This is a genomic window from Lentzea sp. NPDC006480 (assembly GCF_040611995.1).
Classification (GTDB): domain Bacteria; phylum Actinomycetota; class Actinomycetes; order Mycobacteriales; family Pseudonocardiaceae; genus Lentzea.
In genome coordinates, this window is sequence record NZ_JBEXPJ010000011.1 from 1 (window position 1) to 24,129 (window position 24,129).

At 69.2% G+C, this 24,129-nt stretch carries 22 protein-coding genes; 8 read left to right on the top strand and 14 right to left on the bottom strand.

Annotated features, from left to right (window positions below):
* The first annotated feature begins 108 nt into the window (after positions 1-108).
* From ABZX92_RS06765 to ABZX92_RS06775, 3 genes are read left to right on the top strand one after another with little or no spacing between them, the layout of a single operon-like run.
* Positions 109-993 carry a DUF5829 family protein gene (locus ABZX92_RS06765; protein ID WP_355554825.1) on the top strand — a complete coding sequence of 295 codons (885 nt, stop codon included), beginning with the start codon at positions 109-111 and terminating at the stop codon, positions 991-993.
* Between the two features lie 13 nt (positions 994-1,006).
* Positions 1,007-3,451, top strand: coding sequence for a LuxR C-terminal-related transcriptional regulator (locus tag ABZX92_RS06770; RefSeq protein ID WP_355554827.1), 2,445 nt, complete (start codon positions 1,007-1,009; stop codon positions 3,449-3,451).
* Positions 3,452-3,490: 39 nt separating this feature from the next.
* Entirely contained in the window at positions 3,491-4,474 is a 984-nt protein-coding gene (locus ABZX92_RS06775) for an alpha/beta hydrolase (RefSeq protein WP_355554829.1), read from the top strand.
* A gap of 16 nt (positions 4,475-4,490) precedes the next feature.
* On the opposite strand, the gene ABZX92_RS06780 is transcribed toward ABZX92_RS06775, so the two are convergent.
* Positions 4,491-5,867: an amidohydrolase family protein gene (locus tag ABZX92_RS06780; protein WP_355554831.1), complete on the bottom strand. Its 1,377-nt coding sequence runs from the start codon at positions 5,865-5,867 to the stop codon at positions 4,491-4,493.
* Positions 5,868-5,924: 57 nt separating this feature from the next.
* Complete coding sequence (locus ABZX92_RS06785; RefSeq protein WP_355554833.1) at positions 5,925-6,980, bottom strand: sugar ABC transporter substrate-binding protein; 1,056 nt, start codon at positions 6,978-6,980, stop codon at positions 5,925-5,927.
* Positions 6,981-7,119: 139 nt separating this feature from the next.
* On the opposite strand from ABZX92_RS06785, the gene ABZX92_RS06790 reads away from it, so the two are divergent.
* A complete protein-coding gene (locus ABZX92_RS06790; protein ID WP_355554835.1) occupies positions 7,120-9,084 on the top strand; it encodes a bifunctional diguanylate cyclase/phosphodiesterase in 1,965 nt (654 codons plus the stop codon).
* A 60-nt stretch (positions 9,085-9,144) separates the two neighbouring features.
* Entirely contained in the window at positions 9,145-9,984 is an 840-nt protein-coding gene (locus ABZX92_RS06795; RefSeq protein WP_355554837.1) for a hypothetical protein, read from the top strand.
* Here ABZX92_RS06795 and soxG read toward each other — a convergent pair.
* The 5 genes from soxG to glyA are packed head-to-tail and all read right to left on the bottom strand — an operon-like array spanning position 9,981 to position 15,902.
* Entirely contained in the window at positions 9,981-10,523 is a 543-nt protein-coding gene (gene soxG, locus ABZX92_RS06800; protein ID WP_355554839.1) for a sarcosine oxidase subunit gamma family protein, read from the bottom strand. The genes ABZX92_RS06795 and soxG overlap by 4 nt on opposite strands.
* Positions 10,516-13,140 (bottom strand): 2Fe-2S iron-sulfur cluster-binding protein, encoded by a 2,625-nt coding sequence (locus ABZX92_RS06805; protein ID WP_355554841.1) that lies wholly within the window; start codon positions 13,138-13,140, stop codon positions 10,516-10,518. The genes soxG and ABZX92_RS06805 overlap by 8 nt, the downstream gene beginning before the upstream one ends.
* Positions 13,137-13,409 (bottom strand): sarcosine oxidase subunit delta, encoded by a 273-nt coding sequence (locus ABZX92_RS06810; RefSeq protein ID WP_355554843.1) that lies wholly within the window; start codon positions 13,407-13,409, stop codon positions 13,137-13,139. Before ABZX92_RS06810 ends, ABZX92_RS06805 begins: the two co-directional genes overlap by 4 nt.
* A 10-nt stretch (positions 13,410-13,419) precedes the next feature.
* Entirely contained in the window at positions 13,420-14,634 is a 1,215-nt protein-coding gene (locus ABZX92_RS06815) for a sarcosine oxidase subunit beta family protein (protein ID WP_355554845.1), read from the bottom strand.
* Positions 14,631-15,902 (bottom strand): serine hydroxymethyltransferase, encoded by a 1,272-nt coding sequence (gene glyA, locus ABZX92_RS06820; RefSeq protein ID WP_355554847.1) that lies wholly within the window; start codon positions 15,900-15,902, stop codon positions 14,631-14,633. The genes ABZX92_RS06815 and glyA overlap by 4 nt, the downstream gene beginning before the upstream one ends.
* 95 nt (positions 15,903-15,997) lie before the next feature.
* On the opposite strand from glyA, the gene ABZX92_RS06825 reads away from it, so the two are divergent.
* Positions 15,998-16,648 (top strand): GntR family transcriptional regulator, encoded by a 651-nt coding sequence (locus tag ABZX92_RS06825; protein ID WP_355554849.1) that lies wholly within the window; start codon positions 15,998-16,000, stop codon positions 16,646-16,648.
* Positions 16,649-16,807: 159 nt separating this feature from the next.
* Here ABZX92_RS06825 and ABZX92_RS06830 read toward each other — a convergent pair whose 3' ends face one another.
* From ABZX92_RS06830 to ABZX92_RS06840, 3 genes are all read right to left on the bottom strand, one after another.
* Positions 16,808-17,788: a hypothetical protein gene (locus ABZX92_RS06830; RefSeq protein WP_355554851.1), complete on the bottom strand. Its 981-nt coding sequence runs from the start codon at positions 17,786-17,788 to the stop codon at positions 16,808-16,810.
* Between the two features lie 112 nt (positions 17,789-17,900).
* On the bottom strand, positions 17,901-19,187 hold the full coding sequence (locus ABZX92_RS06835) for a PepSY domain-containing protein (RefSeq protein WP_355554852.1): 1,287 nt from the start codon (positions 19,185-19,187) through the stop codon (positions 17,901-17,903).
* 61 nt (positions 19,188-19,248) lie between these two features.
* On the bottom strand, positions 19,249-19,758 hold the full coding sequence (locus ABZX92_RS06840; RefSeq protein ID WP_355554854.1) for a hypothetical protein: 510 nt from the start codon (positions 19,756-19,758) through the stop codon (positions 19,249-19,251).
* A gap of 90 nt (positions 19,759-19,848) precedes the next feature.
* Between ABZX92_RS06840 and ABZX92_RS06845 the strand changes: the two genes are divergently transcribed.
* The gene (locus tag ABZX92_RS06845) at positions 19,849-20,244 is read left to right on the top strand and encodes a GNAT family N-acetyltransferase (RefSeq protein ID WP_355554856.1); all 396 of its coding nucleotides are present in this window, start codon (positions 19,849-19,851) and stop codon (positions 20,242-20,244) included.
* Positions 20,245-20,320: 76 nt separating this feature from the next.
* On the opposite strand, the gene ABZX92_RS06850 is transcribed toward ABZX92_RS06845, so the two are convergent.
* Both ABZX92_RS06850 and ABZX92_RS06855 read right to left on the bottom strand, forming a co-directional pair.
* Positions 20,321-20,905 (bottom strand): response regulator transcription factor, encoded by a 585-nt coding sequence (locus ABZX92_RS06850; RefSeq protein ID WP_355554858.1) that lies wholly within the window; start codon positions 20,903-20,905, stop codon positions 20,321-20,323.
* On the bottom strand, positions 20,902-21,996 hold the full coding sequence (locus tag ABZX92_RS06855; RefSeq protein ID WP_355554860.1) for an ATP-binding protein: 1,095 nt from the start codon (positions 21,994-21,996) through the stop codon (positions 20,902-20,904). Before ABZX92_RS06855 ends, ABZX92_RS06850 begins: the two co-directional genes overlap by 4 nt.
* Positions 21,997-22,130: 134 nt before the next feature.
* Here ABZX92_RS06855 and ABZX92_RS06860 point away from each other — a divergent pair, with 134 nt between their 5' ends.
* Positions 22,131-23,270 (top strand): hypothetical protein, encoded by a 1,140-nt coding sequence (locus ABZX92_RS06860; RefSeq protein WP_355554862.1) that lies wholly within the window; start codon positions 22,131-22,133, stop codon positions 23,268-23,270.
* On the opposite strand, the gene ABZX92_RS06865 is transcribed toward ABZX92_RS06860, so the two are convergent.
* Positions 23,224-23,532 (bottom strand): hypothetical protein, encoded by a 309-nt coding sequence (locus tag ABZX92_RS06865; RefSeq protein ID WP_045313487.1) that lies wholly within the window; start codon positions 23,530-23,532, stop codon positions 23,224-23,226. The genes ABZX92_RS06860 and ABZX92_RS06865 overlap by 47 nt on opposite strands.
* A gap of 15 nt (positions 23,533-23,547) precedes the next feature.
* Complete coding sequence (locus ABZX92_RS06870; protein WP_355554864.1) at positions 23,548-24,117, bottom strand: PadR family transcriptional regulator; 570 nt, start codon at positions 24,115-24,117, stop codon at positions 23,548-23,550.
* Positions 24,118-24,129: the final 12 nt, after the last annotated feature.

Genomic DNA, 24,129 nt, shown 5'->3' on the forward strand with positions numbered 1-24,129 from the left:
TTGAAAACTCCCCTCATCAACCGCGCAACACTCGTGGGTTCGCGGCAGCAGGTGGGGCGCGGAGTCGACTTGAGTCTGACTTGAGCGCCTTCCCCCTACGATCGTTCCATGGGGATTCGACGCTTGTTCTGCACGATCTTCGCGGTCGTCCTGATGTCGGCGGGCATCGGGACGGCGCACGCTGGGGAGCAGCAGTTGTTGTACTACAACCACGCCTGGGGCACGTTCGACCGCGCGACGGCCGACGCGGTCGAGCACTCCAGCTACCTCAAGGAGTTCGCGAACTTCGAGGTGCGCACCACGACCGGCGCCGACGGCAAGGTGTGGACCGGCCGCTACCTGCGCGGCAAGGAGACCTACCTGGAGGTCTTCGGGATCGGTGACGTGCCCGGTCAGGACGGGGAGCTCGGCTCGGCGGGCCTCGGGCTCTCGACCGAACGCGACGGTGGCATCGACGAGCTGAAGGCCAGGTTGCGCGCCGCGGGTTCGACGCCGATCGAGTTCCTGCAGACCCGCGACTTCGGGGACGGCAAGCCGGTGCCGTGGTTCGACGCGGTGTTCCTCGACGACACCTACGACCGCTTCGGCGCCTGGGCCATGGAGTACCGCGACGAGTACCTCAACGACCCGCGCAGCAAGGTGGGGCCCGCGCGGTTCCCCGGTGACGTCAGCCGGGACCGCTACCTGCCGGACACCTACCAGGACCGGCTGATGCGCAACATCTCGCTGATCCGCATTGCCGTCACCGCGGGCGACCTCGGGGACACCATGCCGCTGTTGCGGGCGGGCGGCTTCGCGGTGCGAACCGATCCGGGTGGTGTCACGGCGGCAAAGGGCGGCACGACGATCCGGTTCGACCAGGTCGCGATGGGACAGACCGGGCTCAAGCGGGTGGAGTTCGACCTGAACCACGTGGTGCGGCGGCATGTGGAGCAGCTGGGCACGTCGACGCTGGTCGTGGGCCCCGGCAAGCGCGCGGTCTGGACTTTCTGACACAGTCGGCTTCATGGCGTTGGTCGGGCGGGAACGGGACGAGGAACGACTGGCGGTCCTGGCGGCGTCCGGTGGCTGTCTGCAGGTCGTGGGTGAGCCGGGGGTCGGCAAGTCCGCGCTGCTCAGCACGCTCGACGGCCACCTGGTCGTCGGTGTCGAGGCCGAGCAGGACCTGCCCTGCGCCGGACTGCACCAGATCCTGCACCCGTTCCTCGATCTGTCCACTTTGCCCGGTGTGCGGCGCAGCGCCCTGGAGGTCGTCTTCGGACTCTCCGACGGCGCCGCGCCACCCGTGCACCTGGTCGGCCTGGCCGCGCTCGACCTGCTGAGCGGGGCCGTCGTGCTGGTCGACGACGCGCACTGGCTCGATCAGGCGAGCCAGGACGTCCTGGGTTTCGTCGCGCGCCGGTTGACCGACGGGGTGCTCGTCACGACCTCGCGGACCCCGTTGTTCGCGGGCGTGCCCACACTCTCGTTGGAACCGTTGGCACCTGATGACGCTCAAGCACTCCTCAGCTCTGTCGCGCCCGGACTGGATGCCGAACGCCGTGCGCGGGTGCTCGCCCAGGCCGCCGGAAACCCGTTGGCGCTGACCGAACTTCCCTTCGGTGGCAACTCGCTCGAAGAAGCGTTCGCCGCGCGGGTCTCGAAGTTGCCGCCCGACGAGCGGAAAGCGTTGCTGCTTCAGGCTTTGAGCGGAAGCGGCGACTTCCGGCATCCCCTGATGAGGTCGGCGGTCGTGCAGGCGGCCAGCCCGGCGGAACGTCAGGAAGCACACCGGCAGTTGGCCGCGACGGAACAGCCCGACCGCAGGGCGTGGCATCTGGCGAGCGCGGTGACCGGCACCGACGAGAAGGTGGCGTGCCTGCTGGAACAGACCGCGGACCGGGCGCTCAGGCGTGGTGGCGCGGCGGCCGCGATCAACGCGCTGGAGAAGTCAGCGGAGATAGGCGACGGCTGCCAGCAGGCCCGTCGGCTGATGCGGGCAGCCGAACTGGCAGCGGACGCAGGTCGCAAGGACGACGTCGAGCGGATCTTGCTGGAAGTGCGCGGACTGGACCTCACGCCACGGGAACGCGCGCTGGCCACGTGGTTGCCGAGCGCGTTCGACGACGGCGTGGGGGAGGGCGCGGCCGGACCGGGTGAGCTGGTCGGGCTGGCCGAGGCCGTGGTGCGCGACGGCGACGTCGAGCTGGGCATGCGGATCTTCTGGAGCGTCGCGATGCGGTGCTTCTGGGTCGAGCCGGGCACGGCGGTGCGCGAGCGGATCATCTCGGTGGCCGCCAAGCTGCGGATCGACCCGTGTGATCCGCACATGGTCGCGATGGCCGCCTATGTGAGGCCGGTCGAGCAAGGTGATTCGGTCATCGCGGCGTTCCGCGCCGGGACACCGGACGATCCGGCGACGTGCAGGTTGCTCGGCAGTGCCGCGCTGCAGGTCGGCGCGTTCGAGGATTCCGTGCGGTTTTCCGTTGCCGCACAACGAGGACTGCGCGCCCAAGGCCAGTTCGGACTGCTCGCCCGTGCCCTCGCCGTCGAAGCCTGGAGCCGCACCCGTCTCGGCGACATCGCCACCGCCGAACCCGCGGCCGCCGAAGCCGCCGAACTCGCCGAGGAAACCCGCCAGCCCTACATGCGAGGTCTGGCCGCCGCCGTCCAAGCCGAAATCGCGGCTCTCAAAGGAAACTACGAGCAAGCCGCGCAACTGGCCGCCGAAGCCGAACGAATCGGTCTGGCGGCAGGCGCTCGCCCGGTCCTGGCCACCGTTCAGCTCGCCAGAAGCCTTGCCGCGCTGGGAGAAGGCCGCTACGCCGACGCGTTCGCCGCCATCCGCCGCATCCACGACCCGGCGGACCCGGCGTACCAGCTGGCGCTCAAACGCTACGTCCTGCCCGAACTGGTCGAAGCCGCCGCGCGCAGCGGCAACTCCGACGACGCCGGCAAGATCATCGAAGAGCTCGACACCGCCACCAGCTCCCCGGCGCTGGCCGCGGGACTCCGGTACGCCCGTGCGCTGCTGGCCCGAGACGACGAGGCCGAAGCCCTTTTCACCGCAGCGCTGGAAGCCAGGAGCTCACCGTGGGACCGCGCCCGCACCCACCTGGCGTTCGGCGCGTGGCTCAGAAGGCAGCGCAAAGCCACCCAAGCCAGGCCGCACCTCAAGGCGGCAGCCGAGGCGTTCGACGCGTTCGGCACCAAGGACTGGGCGGAACGAGCGCGCGAGGAGCTGCGTGCGTCCGGTGAGTCGCGCAACGGCAACGGCGAGCTGACCGAACACGAGCTGACCATCGCGCGCATGGCCGCCGACGGCCTCACGAACAAGGAAATCGGCGAACGGCTCCATCTCTCGCACCGCACGGTCAGCACGCATCTGCACCGCATCTTCCCCAAACTGGGCGTGACGGCCCGCGCCGAGCTGAAGGAAGCGCTGATGACGTACGAGGACACCGTCACGTAACGCTCGCGAGCCCCGCCAGGCCCCAATACGGTCTGGTACATGATCAGCAGGAGGCAGTTCTCGCAGGCACTGGCCGTGGCGGGCGTGGCGGCACCCCTCGTCACCGCGACCGCGCAGGCCGCAGGGTCCAAGCCCGCGTGGGGCGCGATCAAGCAGGTCAGGGCCGGTCTGCTGGACGTCGGGTACGCCGAGATGGGCCCCGCCGACGGCCCCGTCACGATCCTCCTGCACGGCTGGCCGTACGACATCCACAGCTTCGTCGACGTGGCGCCGAAGCTCGCCGCGCAGGGCCACCGCGTGCTCATCCCGTACCTCCGCGGCTACGGCCCCACCCGGTTCCTGCACGCCCGCACCGTGCGCAACGGGCAGCCGGCCGCGGTGGCGAGCGACCTGATCGCGTTCATGGACGCTCTCAAGATCCGCAAGGCCACGCTGGCGGGCTTCGACTGGGGTGCGCGGACGGCGTGCGTGACGGCGGCGTTGTGGCCGGAGCGGGTGAAGGCGCTGGTGTCGGTCAGCGGCTACCTGATCGTCAACCTCAAGCAGAACCAGGAACCGTTGAGCCCGCAGGCCGAGCTGGGCTGGTGGTACCAGTTCTACTTCGCGACCGATCGTGGCGTGAAGGGCTACACGCAGAACACCTACGAGTTCAACAAGCTCATCTGGAAGCTCGCCTCGCCGCAGTGGAACTTCGACGAGGCGACCTACGCCCAGAGCGCCACGGCCTGGCAGAACCCGGACCACGTCGCGATCGTCATCCACAACTACCGCTGGCGGCTGCAGCTCGCGGAGGGCGAGCACCGCTACGACGGGCTGGAGCGCAAGCTGCAGACGCGGCCCGTGATCACCGTGCCGACGATCACGATCGCCAGCGACTTCGACGGCCCGAACAAGCCGGGCACCGGCTACCGCGACCGGTTCACCGGCCCATACGAGCACCGGATTCTCGACGGCATCGGCCACAACGTGCCGCAGGAGGCGCCGGAGGCGTTCACGCGCGCCGTGCTCGACGTGAACCGCTGAACGCCGCCGGCGGCTCTCAGCCGGCGGGTGGAGTCAGAATTCCGCCCGCCGTCGTGCGGATGCGAAGTGAGGAAGTCTTCGCATCACGCACGATCTGGTCCACGTCGTAGGCGACCAGCCGGCCGCCGCGCTTGACGATCCGGCCGTCCGAGAACACCGTGTCGACGTTCGCGGGAGTGGCGGCCTGCACCAGTGTCGTCTCGAACAACCCGCCCGGCGCGAGGTTGATGTCGTTGGTGCGCACCAAGATGATGTCTGCGCGCTTGCCGGCCGTGATCGACCCGGTGATGTCCCCGAGCCCCAGCGCGCGGGCGCCGTTGATCGTCGCCAGCTCCAGCGAGGTCCGGAAACCCGCTTCCGGGATGAGCCGCATCGTCTCGAACATGTCCGACGGCGCGATCGAGGTGGCGTCCGACGACAGTGAGACCACAACTCCGGCACCGAGGAATCGCAGCAGCGCCTCCTTCTGGCCCCCGGTGCCCAGCCGGTACTCCGAGTGCGGCGCCCAGCTCAACGGCGTGCCGGTGCGCGCCATGATCTGCGCATCGCTGTCGAGTGCGGTGATGTAGTGGCACAGCAACGTTTTCGGGCCGAGCCAGCCGCGTCGTTCGTAGTCGGCCGCGTCCACGATCCGCGGCGGCGCCTGGCCCGCGTGGATCGCGATCGGCAGGCCGCGCTGGAGTGCGGCCTCCATGTCCGCGAAGAACGCCGGTTCCTCGCTCTGCGACAGCCCGCGCAGGTTGATGCCGAGGTGCACGAGCCCGTCGAACGCCGTGCCACCGCTGAAATACTGCTGCCGCACGCGATCCACGTCCGCGAGGTCCATCGGCACGTCACGCGGCATCTGGTCCACGTGCCCGTAGGAGAACCGCGCGCGCAGCAACCCGTCGCGATGCGCCCGGAGCTCGGCGTCGGCGTGCGCGGGGGAGCGGGTGTTGTTCGACCAGTTGTGCACGGTGGTCACGCCCGCGTTCGCCAGCTCGGCCAGCCCGAGCAGGACGCTGCGGTAGACGTCCTTGGCCTCGTAGAGTGTTGACGTGGCCCGTTTCGCCGCGAAGTACGGGAACCCGTCGGCCACGTAGTTGCGGCCGATCGCGCTCCACATGTGGTGGTGGGTGTTGACGAAGCCGGGCATGACGATCATGTCGGTGGCGTCGATGACCTTCGCGCCGCGGGCGTTCAGGTCACGCCCGACCGCCTCGATCTTGCCGTTGTCGATCAGGACGTCCGCGCGGGGCAGTACGCCGAGCGCCTTGTCGACGGTGACGACGGCGCCACCCCGGATGAGGTGACGACGGCGTTGGGTGTCCGTGGTTTCAGCGGACGCAGCGCCGGTGGCCGAGATTGCTATTGCGGCACCAAGGGATTTTGTGAGTGTCCTTCGGTTGATCATGCGGCCTCCAAAGGCAGGGAGAGCCTGCATGCTCGCCCGGGGAGCACCCCGCTGTCATCAGCGTGCCTGGTCCAGAGGACGCAGTTGCTTGTCCGGGTTGCCGATCAGCGCGTCGATCTGCGGCCGAGCGGCCGCAAGCCGGTTGCTCTCACTGGATTGGCGGCGAATGATCTCGTCCACGTTGGACGCCTGCACCGCCAGCCCCGGCGCCACGAACCAGCCCTCTGGCAGCTTGCGGCCGTTCTTGGCGTGCTCGGCCAGCAGCCACCCGGCCACCGCGCCCTTGAGGAAGTGCTCGGCCGACACCGACGCGAACAGATGGCCTTCCTTGACGCCCTGCAACGCCTTCGGGTCGAGGCTGAACGCCCCGGCGAGCCACTTCGCGTTCTTCTGCGCATGCACGGCGGCGAGGTTGATCGCGTCGACGTCACCGGCACCCAGCAACGCCAGCGCGTCGGGGTTCGCGTCGGCGAGCCGTTGCCACGTCGCGAGGTTCGCCGGGAGGTCGCGCCCGGTGTCCAGCGGCCCGAGCACCTGCACCTTCGGCAGTCGTTGGACGAGCCGTTCGCGCAGGCCCAGAGCACGCTGGTCGAGTGCGGGCATCGCGGGGGAGTTGCTGCCGATCAGGATCTTGCCGGTGGTGTCCGCGGGCAGCTTGCCGGCCGTGACGTCCGCGAGCATCTTGCCGAGCTCGTAGTTGTCGTTCTCGATCAGCAGCTTCACCCCGGAGCCCGGCGCGACCGCTCCGCCCGCCACCGCGATCATCGGGATGCCCTGCCCGGTCACCTGCGCCATGGGTTCGGCGACCAGTTCCGGCGCCACCGCCGACAGCCCGATGCCGCCCTTGGCCTTCGGTGCGAGGTCACGCAACAACGCGGCCTGCTTGAGCCCGTCGTGCGTGTCCGGCCCGGTGACCTCGGTTTTGACACCGCCGGAGATCGCCGCGCCCGCCCGGAAGCCCTCGCTCATCTCCTTGGAGAAGTCCCGCGAGGTGTTCTGGGAGACGAATCCGATCGTGAGCGGGTCATCGGACGTCTTGTCCGCACCGCATCCACCCACCCCCGCCACGACCAGCAAAAGCGCAGGCAGGGTCACGTGGAGGCGGCGAACCATGGGAAAGCCCTATCGTTTGATCCCTACGAAGTCGACGAGGCTAGCGCACAATCGCCCGATGTGTCGGCTTGCGTGCCATCCTCTGGCTGCGTACCAATGACCGCCTGGAAAGCGAATTCCACATCGTGAGGCGCCGTAGATGCTGTCCACCTGGGTCGAGGCCCGCACCACCGCGCAGACAGCTGTCGTCAGCCTGACGATCGGCCTCGCTGCGTTGGCGGGCCTCGCGCTGTGGACGAGTCTGAGCATGCAGAACGCGGCGACGCATCTGCATTCGTTGAACGAGATCAGCGACCGCTGGGGTCTGGTCGTCCAGAACGTCGACGTGGCCGACCACGCCCTGTCGGACTACGTCCGCTCCGAGACGCCCGTGATGCGCCAGCCGGTCGCCAACGCCGCGGGCGCCGCCGACGAGAGCCTCCGGTGGCTGCGGGAGAACGGCGGGACCGCGGACGTCCGCGCGGCCACCATCGTCGGCGACCTCTACGGCGACTACACGGCCTTGTTGCGCGAGACCGTCGCGGCGGGCGATCTCGGCGACGCGAAAGCCGTGGGGCAGAAGGCCGATCAGGCCGAGCTCACGCTGGTGTCGCTGCGCAAGCAACTCTCGACGGTCGTCCAGTTCAAGCGCCTGGAGACCACTGACTACCTGCGCTCGGCCGAAGCTCAGAACAGCCGGTTGAGGCTCGCCGCCGTGATCGCGTTCGTGATCGACCTCGGCCTCGTCGGACTGTGCGGCGCGGTGTTGATGGGCCACCGCCGCAAGATCCTGCGCCAGGCCGCCAAGAGCGAGCACGAGGCGATGCACGACGCGTTGACCGGCCTGGCCAACCGCACCCTGCTGACCCAGCGCACGTCGCAGGCCATCGCACGGGCGAACCAGAACGGCGAGCCGCTCGGCCTGTTCCTGATCGACCTCAACCGCTTCAAGCCGATCAACGACACGCTCGGCCACGCGTTCGGCGACCGGCTCCTGCAACACGTGGCGAACCGGCTGACCGGTGCCGTGCGCGACGTCGACACCGTGGCCCGGCTGGGCGGTGACGAGTTCGCGGTCCTGCTCCCGTCGATCCGCACCGCCGCCAACGCGCTCATCGTCGCCGACCGCGTGCACCGCGCGTTGGACGAAGCCGTGGACCTGGACGGGCTGTCGGTCGACGTGGGCTGCAGCATCGGCATCGCGTTGTACCCCACGGATTCCACCGACGCGCACGAGCTGTTGAAGCACGCGGACATCGCGATGTACGTGGCCAAGCGGGCCCGCCTCGGCACGGCGGTCTACGAGTCCGGGCTGGACCAGCACAACGTCGCCCAGCTGACCGTGGTCAGCGACCTGCGCCGCGCGCTCGACCAGGGCGAGCTCGTCCTGCACTACCAGCCGAAAGCGGATTTGAGGACAGGCACGGTCTGCGGCGCCGAGGTCCTGTGCCGCTGGCAGCACCCGCGCCTGGGCCTGCTCGGCCCGGACAGGTTCATCCCGGCCGCCGAGGAGACCGGCCTGATCGAGCCCCTCACCCAGTACGTGCTCGACCACGCGCTGGCCCAGTGCCACACCTGGCACGCGTCCGGCTGGGACGTGCCGATCTCGGTCAACGTCGGCGCCCAGTGCCTGCACGACCTCACGTTCCCCGAGCAGGTCGAACGGCTGCTGAAGGAGCACGGACGGCCGCCGGACGTGCTGACGCTGGAGATCACCGAGTCGGCGATCATCTCCGATCCCGAACGAGCCAGCGACGTGCTGGGCCGGTTGCGGGAGCTGGGTGTCCGGCTGTCGATCGACGACTTCGGCACCGGCTACTCGTCGATCGCCTACCTGCGCACGATGCCGGTGCACGAGATGAAGATCGACCGCTCGTTCACCACGAACATGCGCTCGGACTCGTCCTCCGGGGCCATCACGCGGTCGCTGCTCGGGCTCGCGCACAACCTGGAGCTGGAGGTCGTGGCCGAGGGCGTGGAGGACGAGGAGACCTGGACCGCGCTGGCGGCGCTCGGGTGCGACATCGTGCAGGGCTACTGCCTGAGCAAACCGCTGCCCGCCGACGAGTTCGCGGCGTGGCTGCGGGACCGGATGCTGGACGAGCTGACCGCGCCCACGCCATAACCGCAGGTAACGGAGCCGCCGCCGGTAACGACGTAGTCGTCACACCGCGGGAGGTTCCGGATGACCGCAGCCAAGTGGGTGCAACAGTTGGGCTCCTTCAGCTGGGCGGCCGCGCTGGCGCTCTTCTCCGCGCTGCTGGCGATCCCGGCGTTCTTCACCGCGGGCGTCGAACGCGACGCGATCTCGGTGAACACGAGCGGCACGAGCGTTCTGAAGGAGACGTTCCTGGACTACGGGGCCGTCCGGAAGGCCTACCAGGACGAGGTGCCGCGGGCGGTGGAGCTCGCGGTCAAGGATTTCAACCAAGGGGCCACGACCGACCTGCTGAACGACACGCAGGACTACCAGACCAGGTACTCGCCGGAGGTCACCTGCGAGGAGGTCAAGGCCAGCGTGGTCGCGGTGTACGGCGACGACGCGTGCCAGAACGGTTCGCGGTTCTACCAGGTCTCCACGCAGTACGAGCGCGGGCTCATGATCATCAACAGCCGCGGCGATCCCGCGACCAGCTACACCATCACCCTGAACGGCGCTGATCTCACGCGCGCGATCGGGGTGCTCCGCAAGGCCGCGCGGGACCTGGTGGCGTGCGTCGTCAAGAGCACCTCCGACCGCCCGCTCACCGCCGAGGTGTCGCCCGCGTCCGGTTACACGGTGCAGGGCGACAAGAAGTTCACGCTGCAGCCCAAGGGGGTGCGTCGGGTGATCATCCAACCGGACGAGGGCACCGGCGGGGCGGCCATCGGTGTGGCCGGGTGCACTGTGGACTACGACCTCGCGTCGCAGGCCAAGAACCCGGCGATACCCCGGACGTTCATCACGATCGCCGGGGTGCTCGCCCTGGGGTCGTTCGGTGTTGGCCTCTGGGGCCGGTTGAAGGGGTTGAAGAAGGACGACTAGCGCTGGTACTCGGTCATCGCGTCCATCAGCCAGCGCGCCAGGTAGTCGGCGAACGACGAGCGCGGGAACAGCCGGTAGGTCTCGGCTTCCACCTGCCACAGCAGCACCGGAACCGGCCCGACCGTCGTCTGAACCGCCTTCCCCGGCCCGAACTCGCGCGGATGCAGGTCCACCGGGCAGCCCTTCTCCAGCACGTCCCGCGCGAACGGCCCGCTCAGCTCGACGATCGTGCGGTTGGCGGACACGTCGACGGCCGAACCGGGCTCGCCGCCGAGCGCCTCCACCAGTTCGGAGATCACCGCGGGCTCGTCCGCCAGCACCAGCCACTCGTCCGGCCCGAGCCAGAACACCGTGCGCGCACCGGCTTCTGACGTCTGCCCGCACTGCCTCGGAAGTGCTGCCCCCAAAGCCTTCTCGACGCGCGCGGCCGTCTCGGACGACGGGTCGACGCGCAGGTTCACCATGGTGCGGAAGGGGAGCTCGGTCAGGCCCGGCGGGAAAGTCAGGTGGGCCAGCGGACTGCGACGCAGGTCAGCCATCTCGCCTGCTCCCTTCGGGGTCGTAGAGGACGAGGTCGGCCACCTGCACCGGCACCAGCTCGGAGCCGACGTGCGCCATCAGGGTCTCACCGATTCGCGACTGCCCGCCGGCCACCAGAGCCAGCGCGAACGGGCGGCCCAGCGCTTCGCTGTGATAGCTGGAGGTCACGTGACCGAGCATCGGCACCGGGGGAGTGAGCGCGACGTCCCCGGCGATGATCTGCGTGCCCTCGGGAAGCTTCGTCGTGCCGTCCGTCGGCAGCAGGCTGATCAGCTGCTTGCGGTCGGTGCGAGCCGTGTCCGACCGGGAGAACGAGCGGTTGCCGACGAAGTCCTTCTGCTTGGAGACCGCCCAAGCCATGCCGGCGTCGTGCGGGGTGACCGTGCCGTCGGTGTCCTGGCCGACGATGACGTAACCCTTCTCGGCGCGCAGCACGTGCATGGTCTCGGTGCCGTAAGGCGTGATGTCGTAAGGCATTCCGGCCTCGTACACCTGCTCCCACACGGACAAGCCGTACCACGACGACACGTTGATCTCGTACGCCAGCTCACCGGAGAACGAGATCCGGCAGATCCGTGCGGGCACACCGGAAGCCAGAACCGTCTCGCGGAACGTCATGAACGGGAACGCTTCGGCGGACAAGTCCAGGTCTGGAGCCAGAACTGAGACCACGTCACGTGAGCGTGGCCCGACCACCGCGATCGTGGCCCACTGCTCGGTCACCGAGGTGCAGTGGACGTCGAGCGAGGGCCACTCGGTCTGCAGCCATTCCTCCAGCCAGTCCAGGACGTTCGCCGCGCCACCGGTCGTGGTGGTCAGGAAGAACCGGTTGTCGTCCAGGCGCAGCGTCACGCCGTCGTCGAAGATCATGCCGTCCGGTTTGCACATCACGCCGTACCGCGCGTGTCCGGGCTTGAGCTTCTTGAAAGCGTTGGTGTAGATGCGGTTCAGGAACTCGCCCGCGTCCGCGCCCCAGATCTCGATCTTGCCGAGGGTGGAGGCGTCCATGAATGCCACGCCGTTGCGCGCGGCCCGGCATTCGCGGGCGACGGCGGCGTCGATGTCCTCGCCGTCGCGCGGGAAGTACCACGGGCGCTTCCACTGGCCGACGTCCTCGAACAACGCGCCGTGCTCGACGTGCCACGGGTGGATCGAGGTGGTGCGCTCGGGGTCGAACAGGTCACCGCGCTCGCGTCCGGCCAGTGCGGCGAACGCGACCGGGGTGTACGGGGCGCGGTAGGTCGTGGTGCCGATCTCGCCGACCGAGCCGCCCAGCGCGTGGGCGATCACGCCGATCGCGTTGACACCAGAGGTCTTGCCCTGGTCGTTGGCGGTACCGAGGGAGGTGTAGCGCTTGACGTGCTCGACGTTCAGCATGCCCGCGCCGGTCGACCGCCACACGTCCGCGACCGTCACGTCCCGTTGCAGGTCGACGAAATGCGTGTCGTAGGAGTCGGAAGGCACGAGCCAGAGTGCCCGCGTCGCCCACAAACCCTCGCCGTTGGCCGCGCCGACGATCTCCTGGTTGCGCACCGGGCCGTGCGGGACGAACGCGGCCAACGAGTCGTCCCAGCGCAGCTTGCCCTGGCGCTGGCTGTGCAGGTGCACGACCGGGCTCCAGCCACCTGACACGGCGAGGAGATCACACTCGAACGACTCGACCGCATCGCCGTCGAGCGATCGGACGAGCACGCCCGTGATCCGGTCCTCGCCCTCGGTGTTGATCACCGCACTACCGGTCAGGATCCGCACGTCGACGTCCACGGACACCTCGGGCCGTGCGTCGACGACCGCGGCGACCTCGATTCCGGCGTCCAGCAGATCGCGGACGGTGTCGTAAGCGCTGTCGTTGTTGGTGAACACGACGACTCGCGACCCGGCCGCGACGCCGTACCGGTTGAGGTAAGTGCGCACTGCTCCGGCGAGCATCACGCCCGGCTTGTCGTTGCCCGCGAACACCAGCGGACGCTCGTGCGCACCGGTCGCGAGCACGACGCGAGCAGCCCGGATGTGCCACAACCGTTGGCGTGAAACGTTTGCGGGCGCGGCAGCACCGAGGTGGTCGGTGCGCCGCTCCAGTGCCAGCACGTAGTTGTCGTCGTACGAGCCGATCGCCGTGGTGCGGGTCAGCACGACGGTGTCCGGGGGCAGCTCTCCGTCGAGTTCCGGCTGGTCGTCGACCAGCATCACGCGAACCCCGGTCGCGGAAGCCTCGGCGGCGGCCTTGCGGCCCGCCGGTCCGCCACCCACGACCAGAACATCGGTGTGCACGAACTTCTTGTCGTACACCGCGGGATCCGGCGTCGGGTCGAGACGTCCCTTGCCGGACAACGTCGACGCGACCAGCCCGTCGTACAGCTCCACGGTCGTCGCGGGCAGCATGCCCTCGGAGCACGGCCCGGCGACCTGCAGCAACGCGTTCGGCTCCTCGACCCCGGCCGCCATGATCCCGCGCGGTCGTTCGCGGTAGATCGACGGCGCGACCTCGATGATCCCGTGCGCCAGCATCGCCGACGCCACGGTGTCGCCGGGATGCCCGGTCAGCTCACGACCGTCCACGGTGAACCGGAGAACCTCGCCGCGATCGATCCGGCCACCAGCAGGGAGCCTGCTCATCGGGGCACCTCCTCGCCGTTGCGGTAGACCGCAAGGACCTCGTAGCTGACGGTGTCGCGCAGGACGTTGAACCAGCGCCGGCACCCGATGGCGTGCATCCAGCGCTCGGCGAAGGGCCCCTTGGGGTTCTCGCGGTAGAACACGTACTCGGCCCACTGCTGGTCGTCCAGCTCGGCGGGCGTCTCGGGGTAGGCCACGTGGGCCTGGCCGCCGTAGCGGAACTCGGTCTCGTCGCGGGGCCCGCACCACGGGCAGCTGATCAGCAGCACGGTGATCCAATCAGTGGGCCACGGCGGCGGCGCCGTGCTCGTCGATGAGCGCGCCGGTCGTGAAGCGGTCGAGGGAGAAGGGGGCGTTCAACGGGTGGGGCTCGCCGGTCGCGATGGTGTGCGCGAAGGCCCAGCCCGCGGACGGCGTGGCCTTGAAACCACCGGTGCCCCAGCCGCAGTTGACGAACAGGTTCTCCACCGGCGTGGTGCCGATGATCGGCGACGCGTCCGGCGTGACGTCCACGATGCCGCCCCACGTCCGCAGCACGTGCGCGCGGGCGAAGATCGGGAACAGCTCGACCGCGGCGGCCATCTGGTGCTCGATGACGTGGAACGACCCGCGCTGGCCGTAGCCGTTGTAGGAGTCGACGCCCGCGCCCATCACCAGCTCGCCCTTGTGCGCCTGGGAAACGTAGACGTGCACGTGGTTCGACATCACCACGGTCGGGTGCACCTGCTCGTTCAGCTCGGACACCAAGGCCTGCAACGGATGCGACTGCACGGGCAACCGGAAACCGGCCTTCTCGGCCAGCACGCTGCTGTGCCCGGCCGCCGCGAGTCCGACCCGTCCGGCGAGGATCCGCCCGCGGTTGGTCTCGACGCCGACGACCCTGTTGCCGTCCTTGACGAACCCGGTGACCTCGCAGTTCTGGATCAGGTCCACGCCCAGCTCGTCAGCGCGACGGGCCAGCGCCCACGCCACGTGGTCGTGCTTCGCGATGCCCGCGCGAGGCTGGAAAGTGCCGCCCAGCACGGGATAGCGGGTCTTCGGCGACAGGTTGATGATCGGGCAGATCTCGGCGATCTCGGACGGTTCCACCCACTCCGCGTCGACGCCGTTGAGCCGGTTGGCGTTCACCCGGCGCACGCCCTCGCGGACGTCCTGCAGCGTGTGCGCGAGATTCAGCACACCACGCTGGCTGAAGAGGAAGTCGTAGCCGAGCTCCTCCGGCAGCCCTTCCCACAGCTTCAGCGCGTGCTCGTAGATCGCCGCGCTCTCGTCCCACAGGTAGTTGGAGCGGATGATCGTGGTGTTGCGGGCCATGTTGCCGCCCGCGAGCCAGCCCTTCTCCAGCACGGCGACGTTCGTGATGCCGTGCTTCGAGGCCAGGTAGTAAGCCGTGGCCAGGCCGTGCCCGCCCGCGCCGATGATGATGACGTCGTACGAGGAGCGCGGCTCGGGGTTGCGCCACAGGAAGTCCGGATGTTCGGGCAACGGGTTCACGCGGCAGCTCCCTGCAGGTGCGGGTACAGCGGAAACGCGGTCGCGAGCTTCTCGACCCGGTCACGCAGGACCTGTTCGTCGGTCAGTTCTTCTCGCAGCGCCAACGCGATGATGTCGGCCACCTCGCGGAACTCGGCCGCGCCGAACCCGCGGGTGGCCAGCGCCGGCGTGCCGATCCGCAGCCCGGACGAGACCATCGGCGGACGCGGGTCGAACGGCACGGCGTTGCGGTTCACCGTGATTCCCACGCGGTGCAACCGGTCCTCGGCCTGCTGACCGTCCAAACTGGAGTTGCGCAGGTCCACCAGCACCAGGTGCACGTCGGTTCCGCCGGTCAGCACCGTGATGTCGTTCTCTTCGAGCAGCCTTGAGGCCAGCGAACGCGCACCGGCCAGCGTGCGCTCCTGCCGTTCGCGGAACTCCTCGCTCGCCGCGACCTTGAACGCCACCGCCTTCGCCGCGATCACGTGCTCCAGCGGCCCGCCCTGCTGACCGGGGAACACCGCCGAGTTGATCTTCTTGGCGAACTCCGCGCGGCTCAGGATCACGCCACCGCGCGGCCCGCCCAGCGTCTTGTGCGTCGTGGTCGTCACGACATCCGCGTAGTGCACCGGATTCGGGTGCAGCCCGGCCGCCACCAGCCCGGCGAAGTGCGCCATGTCGACCATCAGGTACGCGCCGACCTCGGCCGCGATCTGCCGGAACCGCGCCAGGTCCAGCACTCGCGGGTACGCCGACCACCCGGCGACGATCATGCGCGGCCGGTGCTCGTGGGCGAGCTGCTCGACCTCGTCCATGTCGATGCGCATGTCCGACTCGCGCACGTGGTACGGCACGACGTTGTAGAGCTTGCCGGAGAAGTTGATCCGCATGCCGTGCGTGAGATGCCCGCCGTGCGCCAGATCGAGTCCGAGGATCGTGTCGCCGGGCTTCAGCAACGCGAACATCGCCGCCGCGTTCGCCTGCGCCCCCGAGTGCGGCTGCACGTTCGCCGCCTCAGCCCCGAACAACGCCTTCACCCGGTCGATCGCGAGCTGTTCGACGACGTCCACGTGCTCACAGCCGCCGTAATAGCGGCGGCCGGGATAACCCTCGGCGTACTTGTTCGTCAGCACCGACCCCTGTGCCTGCATGACCGCGGCCGGCGCGAAGTTCTCGGAGGCGATCATCTCGAGCGTCGACTGCTGGCGCCACAGCTCCGCGTCCACCGCGGCGGCGACTTCGGGGTCGAGTTCGTGCAGTGGCCGGGACAGTGGACTCGGTGGCATACGAGGCTCCATACTGGCGGACGACTGGTGAACAACTGATATATCAGACTCTGCGTTAAGGTATTCAAGCTCGCCGGAGAGGTCAAGGGGGCCTGATGGAGAACGTGGCCGAGCCTCTGGGCGAGGAGCTGTCCTTCGCCGAGCGGGCCTACCGCAGCATCCGCGACCAGCTGGTGATGCTGGACATCAGGCCGGGCTCGCCGATCAACGAGGACCAGCTCGCGCAGTCGCTCGGCTTCGGCCGCACTCCGGTCCGCGAGGCGTTGAAGCGCCTGCAGTACGAACGGCTGATCACGGCCTATCCGCGGCGCGGCACGTTCGCCACCGACGTCAACATCACCGACCTGGCCCACATCTCCGAGGTGCGCCAGGAGCTGGAACCGCTGGCGGCGGCCCAGGCGGCCCGCCGGGCGACGACGGCCGACCGCGAGACGTTGACGGAGCTGATCGGGGAACTGGGGAGCGCGGGGTCGTCCACCGATCTGATGCGGCTGGACCTCAAGGTGCACCGGGCGGTGTACGCGGCCACGCACAACCCGTACCTGGAGGACACGCTCGTCCGCTACGACAACCTGGCGACCCGGATCTGGTGCCTGTTCATCGACCGCCTGGCGGACATGGCGAGCCACGTCGAGGAGCACGAGCCGTTGATCGAGGCGATCGTGGCCGGCGACGCGGAGAAGGCCGCCGACCTCGCCCGCGGCCACGTCGAGGGGTTCGAGCAGGCGATCAGGTCGGCGATCTAGTTCCGCTGGGGTGGCGAGACGGCAGGCGGCCGAGCCGATCAGCTCCAGCCGAGCCCTGCAGGCGCTCCAGGCTGACGTCGTCGCGGAACCGGCTAGCCGGTTGATCCTCGGTATGCACGCCACCAGGCGGGCGTGAAGCGCGCCCTGGGAAGCAACCGTCTAGTGGCTGGCTTTCTCGGCGTGCGCCAGAACGAGGTCCTCGACCTGCCTGCGTGCGTCCGAACGGGCCCTCTCGGCGCAGTCCATCAACCGCGCGGCCAGCACGTCGGGGTCGAGATCGCGGACGGCCGGACTGAGCGCGATGCCCGTGGTCACGCCGTTCGAGTCGACGGTGACGCCGACGCCGCCCCGCATGCCGACCCCGCTGATCTCCGCCAGAGACGCGACCAGATCGAGGTAGTGCCGGCGTTCGCGCTCGGCGGCGGCCAACCGCTGCTCCTCCCACCAGGCGAGACGGCGGCGCAGCAACGCGTGCGCGGCCGCCGGGTCGCGAACCGGAACCGGCCACGCCCCGGACGCGGTGTGCAGGACCAGACCACTCGCCTCGGTGGTCACGTCCGCGATCCGGTCGAACGAGACCCCGGCGCCCGTTCGCTTCGCCGTCCAGTCGATGCGATCGGTGCCGATCACCACCCGTGCCCCCGGACCGGCCAGCACCAGCGGGAACGAGGTCGAACCGAGTTCGAGCACCGGTGCGGCGAGCAGCGCCCGCCGGGCCATCCTGGCGAGCACCCCGGACGACCCCGCGCTGAGCACTCCCAGTGCGCACAACGCTTTGACGGCCAGCGCGGCGTGCGGGCTGAGCCGCAGCGCGATCGCCGAACCAGGCAGCACACCGAGCACGAGCTGGGTGCCCGTCATCAACGCGGTGGCCGGCAGCCACGAGTGCGGGTCGCTCAACCCGTTGCGCCGCAACCAGGTCAGCAGCGCCCGGGCACACGCGACCGCCGCGACGGCCGGGATCGCCGACCACCAGATCCCCGTGATCCCGGCCAGCACCACGCAGACCAGGCCTGTCGTCAGGGGTAGCACGCCGGCGGAGAGCAGCAGCAACGTCCTCGCGCGGCGCCAGCGGGAGGCCAGCGCGCGCATGACCCGAGGATCGTCGACATGAGGAATGGCGTGAGGTAGAAGCGTCATCGGCGCACCCTCGTCCGCTCTCCGCCGTCACGCGTTGTGACGTGCGGGCCGACCAGGCTTCCCGGCGCACCTACGCATCAATATCGCGTAAATGTCCAGGCAGCACAAGCAGTCAGCGCGTCGCCGCCCTCCTGCCGAGCATGACGTCGATCACCAGGAACACCACGAGGCTGATGCCGAGCAGCGGCACGAACCAGCCCACGGCCAGCGCGCCGGCCCCGAGGGAGATCAACGCCGCGGGCGGGGCCTTGCGCCACTGGCCGCGTGGCGCCGGACGACCGAAACCGCGCGTGGGCCTGCGTTTCCACCACATCCGGTAGCCGAGCACCACCAGCGTCACGAGCCCGCCGCCGATCAGCAGCAACAGCAACTGGTTGGGCCACCCGAACAGCACGCCCATGTGCGCGTCGATGCCCCACCTGGTGAGCTTCGCGGCGAGCGGGTAGTCGGCGAACTTCACCGAGCTGACGACCTCGTCGCCGTGCACCGCGACCGAGTCGACCTGGGTCGGCCAGCCACGGCCGATCTCGGCGACCTTCCACGCACCGCCCGGCGTGGTGGGCAGGCCGATCTCGACGGGCTTGGCGTCGATGCCCGCCAGCCGCGCGATGCCGAGCACGTTGTCGACGTCGTCGTGACCGTCGGCAGCCGGAGTGCTGGAGCCGTGTTCGCTGTGTTCGCCCGCGCCGGGCATCTTCAGTTGCGGCGTGGTCCAGCTGAAGGCTTCGCGCAGCGTGGCAACGTTCTCGCCCGCGTACGCAGACCACGTGAGACCTGTAGCGGACAAGAACAACGCGCCGACGAGCACCCACACACCGATCAGGCCGTGTGTGCGGATGCGCTTGCTGTTGCGCGCCCTGCTGATCCACAGCACGAGGCCGCCCAACGCCACGACCCACAGCCACGACGCGGCGAGCTCGCTGTAGAGGCGGCCGGGTTCGCCGAGCATCAGGTTGCGGTGCAACTGATCCAGCGTGGTGCGCAACGGCAGCACACCGCTCGTTCCGTAGACGACGAGATCGCCGGTGACACGTCCGGTGCCGGGATCGACGAACACCGCGCGGCGTTCTGACTCGCCGAGTCCCTTCTCCGCGAACAGAACACGGGTCGTGTCACCGGGTTCCGGCGCCGGTCGGACGGCTACCAGCGAACCGCCGGGCGAGGTCGCGAGCGCGGCGTCGACCTGCTTGGCGAGCGGGAGTTGTTGCGCGGTAACGGGAACGTGGAGCTGATCGGAGTAGACCCAGGACTCCAGCTGCGGAGTCAGGGCGTAGAGGACGCCGGTCAGCGCGGCGACCAGGATGAACGGGCCGACGAGCACGCCGGCGTAGAAGTGCAGGCGCAGGAAGAGTCCCCGCCACGCGAACGAAGTGCGTGACGGAGCCGTTGTGGTGGACATGGCTCTCCAAATGGGCGTGAACAGGTGCAGAGCCGCCGGAAAGCGGCCCTGTGAAGGGGTTTCAGACCTGTTCAGCCGGAGGACCGCGCCACGACAGCACGTCCAGGAAGACGATCACCGCAGGAGCGATCCGCGGGGTGGCCACGACGAGCGGCGCCGTGGCGGGCAGGGGAGTGAGCCTGCGGGGGAGCACCGACGCGACGGCGCGGGCGAGCGCGAGCACCGTGCGTTCGGCGGTCGCCAGCACGACGACGGTCAGCGCGGTGGCCGCGACGTGCGCGGCGACCATGCGCGACGGGTCCGCGTGCTCGTGCCGGGATGCCGCGAGCGACATCATGAAGTGCATCGCGAGCTGGCCGGCGCCGATCAGCACCAGCATCCGGCCCGGTGTCAGCTCGCGCCGGGCGAAACCGGCACAGGCCCAGGTGAGCAGGCCGACGAGCGAGAACGCCAGACCCGCGTCGGGCAGGTGGCCGTCCGCGGTGGAGTGCGCGAGAACCGCGAGCGCTCCCGTCACCACGCCGACAGCCGCACAGCGCACACGGCGCAACGGGGCTGATGGCAGGGTCACGCGCGGAGCTTAACCGGCAGCTGGGGCGAAACCACACCCACGAAATAACCCTGTGGACGGTTCATCGCGGTCACCCGGAAAATGACCACTGTGATCTCTTACACCACGGACATCGGCGATCTCGCCGTGGACGACCTGGCCGGGTTCTTCGTCGGGTGGCCGAAGCCGCCGTCAGCCGCGCAGCACCTCGCCGTGCTGCGCGGGAGCTACCGCGTGGTCATCGCGCGCGCGGAAGGTCAGGTCGTCGGGTTCGTGAACATGATCAGCGACGGCGTGCTGACCGCGTTCATCCCGTGGCTGGAGGTGCGGCGGTCGTTCCAGGGCCAGGGGATCGGCACCGAACTGATGCGCCGGATCGTGGCCGAAGCCGCGCACCTCTACTCGATCGACCTCACGTGCGACGAGTCGCTGCGGCCGTACTACGAACGCCTCGGCATGGCCGCGCTGACCGGCATGGGACTGCGCAACCGCGCAGCGTGTGGGTGAACGTACCCAGCTGAGCGTGGGCAGGACTGGATCTGGTCGATCTCCGGCGCGCGCCAGAGGATCTGGGTCATGAAGCCTACGGTGGGGGGAACCGTTCGCGGCCGTAGCGGATCAGCTCGGAGCGCCGGTGGGTGCCGAGCTTGGCGCGGATGTTCTCCAGATGCCGGTTGATCGTGCGGACGGAGATGCCGAACTCGTCGGCGATCTCCCGGTTGTCGTACCCCTTGGTGAGAGCACGGAGGACTTCCTGCTCGCGTGGCGTGAGCTCGCCGCGCTGGAAGGCCCCGATGACGAGCGCCGCGACCTCGGGAGGCAGCACCGGCCCCGCCAGCACGGCATGCACGGCCTCTGCGACCTGATCAGCGGTCGACCCTTTGTCGAGATAACCGTGGGCACCGGCCCTGATGGCCTCGACGACGGCGCCGACCGGGGCCTGGGACATGACGATGATCCGGGTGGCGGGCGGCAGGAACGAGATCACCACCCGCCCGTCGCCGTCCTCCAGCCCCAGGTCGATCAGTGCGACGTCGGGTGCTAGCGCGGCCAGGGCCTTGGCCGCTTCAACGGATCCTGCTTCCCCCACGACTGTTGCGCGGCCATCCCGCTCGACACACGCCCTGATGCCGTCGCGGGTGACGGGGTGATCCTCGACGATGATCACTCTGGTCTGGGTATCCACATCTCCACCTCGGTGCCGCGGCCCTTGCGGGACCTGACCTGCACGCTGCCGCCGACGTTCTCGACCCTGGCCTTGACGCTCAACGCCAGCCCGAGCCGGCCACGTTCGGTCAGCGCTCGCTCGTCGAACTCGAAGCCGATCCCGTTGTCCCGCACCGTGATCAGCACGCCGTCCGCGTCCTCCAGCACCGCGATCCACACCCGGTTGGCCTGCGCGTGGTTGCGCACGTTCGTCAACGTCTCGCGCACGGCCGCCGTCACCACCGTGATGGTCTGACGCGGCATCGGCGCCCTGCCGGTCGACGCCGTGCGCACCGGCAGGTCGTCGAACTCCTCGACCAGCCGGTCCAGCTCCTCGCTGAGCGACCCGTCCTCGTCTCGCGGGCCTTCGTCGAGGTGGATGCGGCGCAGTTTGCGTTCCTGCCGCTCCAGCGCGGCCCGGAGCGCGGGATCGTCGAGGTCACGGCGGATCGCGGCGAGCCGTTGCAGCACGTCGTCGTGGATGGCGGCCGCGAGCCGTGCGCGTTCTTCGAGCCGTGCGCCGTGGTCTGCCAACGCGGTGAGCCTCAGCAGCTGCCCGGTGAGGATCCCGACGACCGCGCCGATCAGCGGATAGGACAGCATCGTGCCCAGCAGCGCCAACGTCTCCAGGTGCAGCAGACCTGTCGGCGACACACCGTTGACGTAGTACTGCACCGGTACGACCACGGCCAGCAGGGTGCCGGCGGCGAATCCGCCGCGCACGCCGTGGATGACCGCCCACGCCGCGACGGCCGCCGTCGGGTAGATGCCGGCGAACGACGGGTGCACGGTCAGCACGCGCCCCACCGGCTCGACGAACCCACCCACGACGATCACCGCCACCGCCAGTCCCAGGTCGATCGCCGCGGACCCCTTGTGCTGCGGCGACAACGTGACGATCAACGTCCAGACGAACACCGTGGCGAGCACACCCGCACCCAGTTCGGTGCGCACGATCTGGCCGCCGAACGCCGCGACGAACGCCATCCACACGAACGCGGCCCAGCGCAGCACGAGGATCAGCGTCATCGGGGCCGGGTGTCGTGCGCGCATTACCGCGATGGTCGGGGCGACGTGCCCGGTTCGGCAAGAAGAGTTCCTCACAGCGGAACACGCCATCAGCACGCGAGTTCCTCACAGCGGAACAGAAGTGGACGAACCCCGGCCCGGCGCGCTTCCCTGCCGCCATGCGACTCAGCCAGATCGTCGGCGCGCAGGTCGCGTGGTGGCAGCTCGGCTTCCGGGCCCGCCGCGCCGCCCTGAGGGAACAAGCGCCGCCGGACGTGATGGCCGTGGCCCGCGAGTGGTCGCATCAGGTGCTCGCGGCACCGTGGTGGTGGCGCCTCACCAGGGTGCTGATGCTCGGCGCTGTGGCCGTGCTGGGCCTTACGTCCGTGCTCGTCGTTGCGCTCGACGGCAAAGACGAGAGCGTGATGGCGCACTACTCATTGCTCACAGCCCTACCGGTGCTGGCCGTGTCCGCGTGGTGGCAGACGCGCTGCGCGCGCAAGCTGGCCGTGCACACCGAACCGCTACCGAGACGTTCACGCGTGTGGATGGCCGTACAGGCGTTGGCGTTCATCACGACGGCGAGCGTTCTCATCACGTTGATCGTGCGTGCGGCCGTGATCGAGTCGCAGCAACAGGTGCACTGTCCGGCCGTGACCGTCGACGAGGACGTGCGCGACTACCTAAGCGATGTTTCGGTCTGCCCGTTGGCGGACACGGCCGTTGACGTCACGGGATTCCGCCACACGCCCGTCGGCGGACGGACCGTGCGCGACCATGCCTACGCGATCCCCGAGTTGGGTCTGATGCTCATCCCGGACGAGATCGTCCGCGCGTGGCACGCCGAGCTCAAGAAGCTGGGCACGCCGATCGACTACCCGCGCAGCGACGGCCAGACGTGGTTCGTGAACTTCGAAGGCGGCCACGTCGCTGCCAGCGGGGGACGAGCGCAAGCGATCGTCGGCTACCGCTATGCCCCGGTGAGCAAGGTGGGCGAGTGCCCGATGACGGACCGCCCGTGTGTGGTGGCGGTCGAACGCACCGAGGACACCCTCACGGTCGTGTGGAGCTATCAGGACGCCGACGCGTTCAACATCCAGTGGTGGGAGGAGCGAACCCGCTCGCCCAAGGGTGTCGAGGTCGCGATCCGCCGCTACACGATCCACGGCGCCGATCCGACCCGCACCTACGGTTTCTCGGTCGAGGCGTGCCAGAAGCGGTTCCTCGGCCGCTCCACCTGCACCCCGTGGTACTCGGTGGTCTTGCCCGCCTTCAGATCCCTTCCAGGTCGAGGGTCTGCTGATGCGGGCCACCCGTGAACGAGCTCGTCAGCAACCCCGCGCTGCGGCACCGCCCGCAGGTGACCGGTGACGTCGTCGCCTTGAAGCGGGTGAAGTCCCAGCTGCCCGTGCCGACGTGGCAGCCCGGCCCCGGCACCTCCAGCCCGAGCCACCCCTGCAACCGCACGGCGTGCACCACGTCGGATCCCTCGAGGTATCCGTTGAGCCGCCCCGCGAACCGGTTCCGCGCCTCTTCCGCGGGCGCGCTCAGAGCCTCCTGCAACACCGAAATGCCGTTCATGCACTCGATTCAACCTCACGTGGACGCGTCGAGCCGGGCACCACGCCGCTCCAGCACCGTGAGGCAACGCGCACACCACCGCACGTTGTCCCGCTCGAACGACAAGCCGCGCAACAGAGTCAGGTACGGCCCGACGCGGTCCGCCTCGCTGAGGAACTCTTCTTCCGTGCGGTTGTCGAGCAGTTTGGCCTTGAGCCGCTCGTAGCGCGCGATCTTGGCCTCGGCCCACTGCTTGCGTTCTCGCAGCGACGCCTTGACCGCCTCCGCGTTGGAGTCCGCCGCCATCACCGCGACCAGCAGCTCGTCCCGGATCGCGGTCGGTTTGTGGGATGACGCCGTGAACTCCGCGAGAGCTTCCAGACCCGCGTGCGTGAGCGAGAACAGCCGCTTGTTCGGCCTGCGCTCCTGCTCCACCGTGCGCGCCACGACCAGCCCGTCGGCCTCCATCCGGTCCAGCTCGCGGTAGAGCTGCTGCGGCGTGCACATCCAGAAGTTCGCCACCGAGGCGTCGAACGCCTTGGCCAGGTCGTAGCCGGACGCCTCCCCGTCGAGCAGGGTGGCCATCACGGCGTTGCGCAGCGACATACAGGCAGGTTA

What these genes read in the sequence shown, in the direction of transcription:
- glyA (WP_355554847.1), bottom strand. Translation starts at nt 15,902, where the DNA reads ATGCCACCGAGTCCACTGTCCCGGCCACTGCACGAACTCGACCCCGAA.
- ABZX92_RS06805 (WP_355554841.1), bottom strand. Translation starts at nt 13,140, where the DNA reads ATGAGCAGGCTCCCTGCTGGTGGCCGGATCGATCGCGGCGAGGTTCTC.
- ABZX92_RS06855 (WP_355554860.1), bottom strand. Translation starts at nt 21,996, where the DNA reads ATGCGCGCACGACACCCGGCCCCGATGACGCTGATCCTCGTGCTGCGC.
- ABZX92_RS06790 (WP_355554835.1), top strand. Translation starts at nt 7,120, where the DNA reads ATGCTGTCCACCTGGGTCGAGGCCCGCACCACCGCGCAGACAGCTGTC.
- ABZX92_RS06785 (WP_355554833.1), bottom strand. Translation starts at nt 6,980, where the DNA reads ATGGTTCGCCGCCTCCACGTGACCCTGCCTGCGCTTTTGCTGGTCGTG.
- ABZX92_RS06795 (WP_355554837.1), top strand. Translation starts at nt 9,145, where the DNA reads ATGACCGCAGCCAAGTGGGTGCAACAGTTGGGCTCCTTCAGCTGGGCG.
- ABZX92_RS06835 (WP_355554852.1), bottom strand. Translation starts at nt 19,187, where the DNA reads ATGTCCACCACAACGGCTCCGTCACGCACTTCGTTCGCGTGGCGGGGA.
- ABZX92_RS06775 (WP_355554829.1), top strand. Translation starts at nt 3,491, where the DNA reads ATGATCAGCAGGAGGCAGTTCTCGCAGGCACTGGCCGTGGCGGGCGTG.
- ABZX92_RS06865 (WP_045313487.1), bottom strand. Translation starts at nt 23,532, where the DNA reads ATGAACGGCATTTCGGTGTTGCAGGAGGCTCTGAGCGCGCCCGCGGAA.
- ABZX92_RS06780 (WP_355554831.1), bottom strand. Translation starts at nt 5,867, where the DNA reads ATGATCAACCGAAGGACACTCACAAAATCCCTTGGTGCCGCAATAGCA.
- ABZX92_RS06870 (WP_355554864.1), bottom strand. Translation starts at nt 24,117, where the DNA reads ATGTCGCTGCGCAACGCCGTGATGGCCACCCTGCTCGACGGGGAGGCG.
- ABZX92_RS06825 (WP_355554849.1), top strand. Translation starts at nt 15,998, where the DNA reads ATGGAGAACGTGGCCGAGCCTCTGGGCGAGGAGCTGTCCTTCGCCGAG.
- ABZX92_RS06770 (WP_355554827.1), top strand. Translation starts at nt 1,007, where the DNA reads ATGGCGTTGGTCGGGCGGGAACGGGACGAGGAACGACTGGCGGTCCTG.
- ABZX92_RS06860 (WP_355554862.1), top strand. Translation starts at nt 22,131, where the DNA reads ATGCGACTCAGCCAGATCGTCGGCGCGCAGGTCGCGTGGTGGCAGCTC.
- ABZX92_RS06830 (WP_355554851.1), bottom strand. Translation starts at nt 17,788, where the DNA reads ATGACGCTTCTACCTCACGCCATTCCTCATGTCGACGATCCTCGGGTC.
- ABZX92_RS06765 (WP_355554825.1), top strand. Translation starts at nt 109, where the DNA reads ATGGGGATTCGACGCTTGTTCTGCACGATCTTCGCGGTCGTCCTGATG.
- soxG (WP_355554839.1), bottom strand. Translation starts at nt 10,523, where the DNA reads ATGGCTGACCTGCGTCGCAGTCCGCTGGCCCACCTGACTTTCCCGCCG.